Annotated in this window: 3 protein-coding genes; 1 reads left to right on the top strand and 2 read right to left on the bottom strand. The window is 74.5% G+C overall.

What is annotated here, in order from left to right; all coding sequences use genetic code 11:
- Both LLG88_09405 and LLG88_09400 read right to left on the bottom strand, forming a co-directional pair.
- Positions 1-500: tetratricopeptide repeat protein (locus LLG88_09405; protein ID MCE5247118.1), on the bottom strand; the 500-nt coding region annotated here is incomplete at its 3' end.
- Between the two features lie 16 nt (positions 501-516).
- Positions 517-1,161, bottom strand: coding sequence for a hypothetical protein (locus LLG88_09400; GenBank protein MCE5247117.1), 645 nt, complete (start codon positions 1,159-1,161; stop codon positions 517-519).
- A 65-nt stretch (positions 1,162-1,226) separates the two neighbouring features.
- On the opposite strand from LLG88_09400, the gene selA reads away from it, so the two are divergent.
- The coding region (gene selA / locus LLG88_09395; GenBank protein MCE5247116.1) for an L-seryl-tRNA(Sec) selenium transferase at positions 1,227-2,087 on the top strand (861 nt) is incomplete at its 3' end.

Here is a 2,087-nt window from a genome sequence, read left to right as displayed (position 1 = left end):
CCGACGACGTCGGGGTTCGTCCTCGCGTCGCCGAGCGTCGGGTCGATCGTCACCGCGATCTCGAACTCGTCGAGCGCGTCGTCGTAGCGGCCGAGCGCCTGATGGGCGAGCCCCAGCGAATAGTGCGCGACCGCGAGGTACGGCTCGAGCTTCACCGCGCGGCGCAGAGGCTGAAGCGCGCTCCGCGGGTCGCCGGCCCGCACGTACGTCGCCCCGAGGTCGGCCCAGACGCCGGCGATCTTCGGCGCGGCCTTCGCGGCGCGGCGGAAGGCGCGCGCGGCGTCGTCGTAGGCGCCCTGCGCGGCGAGGGCCCGCCCAAGGGCGCGCCACGGGGCGGCTTCCTCGGGGGCGGCCGAGGCGGCCTTCAGCGCCGCGGCGACTTCCGGACGCGCGGCGATCACGTCGCTCTCGAGCGCGAAGACCGGCTTGTCCTTCGCCGCGAGGGCGGGGATGGTCAGCAGAACGGAAACCAGCGCGACGAGGGAGCGGACGCGGCGCACGACGCCTCCGGGACGGTCAGCTCTTGGCCTCGACCGGCGTCGGCGCCTGCGCCGCCGCCGCGAGACGGACCGCGATCCGCACCTTGCCACCGACCTCGCTCACCTGCAACTCCACGTCGCGCCCCGGGCCGCGCTCGCGCGCGACGTCGAGCTGCCGGGAAAGCTGCTCGGCGAAGTGGGCGTACTCGAGCTCGTGCACGGCGAGGCCGCGCGCCTTGCGGGCCGTGCGGAAGGCGACGAAGAGGTCGCGCACCTGCCCGCCGGTCGCCGCGCCGCCGACCGCCCGCACCTGGGCCAGCACCTGCGGCTTGTTCGGATCGACCTCTTCCGCCGCTTCGCGCCGGCGCCGCGCGGCGACCCGCCCGCCGCGTTCCTCGACCTGCCGCAGGCGGCGGCTCCAGCGCTCCATGCTGGTGTGGAAGCGGTGGACGAGCGTGTTGAAGCGGAACCGCTCGGCCGTGCGGTGCGGCGGGTTCTTGAGGTAGTGGCGGATGATCGCCTCGACCTCGGCCAGCCGCCGGAACGGCGCGGGGATGTTCAGCTTGCCGTCCGCGCGGGCGGCGAAGAAAAGTTCATAGTCCACCCCCAACTGGTGAAGGGTCTTCTCCAGCAGGTGGAGGTCCGCCGTGACCTCGGTGGGGGTGAACAGGGTGTCGGCCAAGGTGAGGTATCCCCCGCAAGAGTAGGTTCCGCGGGGGGCGCCCCGCCAGCCCCCGCTCTGCGACAATGTACCCGAAGCGAGAGGAGAAGCCATTGTCCGAGTCGGATCGTCGCCGTTCGTTGCCGGCCGTGGAACGGCTGCTCGGGCATCCCGCCGTCGTCGCCGCGGCGCGCGGGTGGTCCCGCCGCGCCGTGGTCGCGGTCGTGCGCGCCGAACTCGAGCGGGCCCGCGGCTCGCTCGCGCGGGGCGCCGAGCCGCCGGCGGAGGACGACCTCGCGGCCGCGGTCGCCGCGGGGCTCGCCGCGCTCGAGCGGCCTCGCCCGCGCCGCGTCGTCAACGCCGCCGGCGTCGTCGTGCACACCAACCTCGGGCGCTCCCCGCTGGGAGACGACGCGCTCCTCGCCGTCGCCGCCGCGGCGCGCGGCTACTCGGACCTCGAGTTCGACCTCGACCGCGGGATGCGCGGCAGCCGCCACGCCCACGTGGACGACCTGCTGACGCTCGTCTTTCCGCGGCGCGCCGCGCTCGTCGTCAACAACAACGCCGCGGCGCTGCTCCTCGCGCTGAACACGCTGGCGCTCGGACGAGAGGTCGTGGTCTCCCGCGGCGAGCTGGTGGAGATCGGCGGTTCGTTCCGCGTGCCGGAGATCCTCGAACGCTCGGGGGCCCGGCTCTGCGAGGTCGGGACGACCAACCGCACGCACCTCGCCGACTACGAGCGGGCGATCGTCTCGGCGACGGCGACGATCCTCAAGGTCTGGCCGAGCAACTATCGCGTCGTCGGCTTCACCGCCGAGGTCGGCGTCGCGGAGCTCTCCGCGCTGGCGCGGCGCGCGGGCCGGCCGCTCGTCGTGGACCAAGGGTGCGGGCGGCTGTTCAAGGACGGGCCGGGGCCGCGCGACGAAGTGTCGGTCGAGGAGATCCTG

This window comes from bacterium (assembly GCA_021372775.1).
Taxonomy (GTDB): Bacteria; Acidobacteriota; Polarisedimenticolia; order J045; family J045; genus JAJFTU01.
The sequence above is the reverse complement of the archived record's forward strand: the minus strand, read 5'-3'. Positions and strand labels throughout refer to the sequence as shown.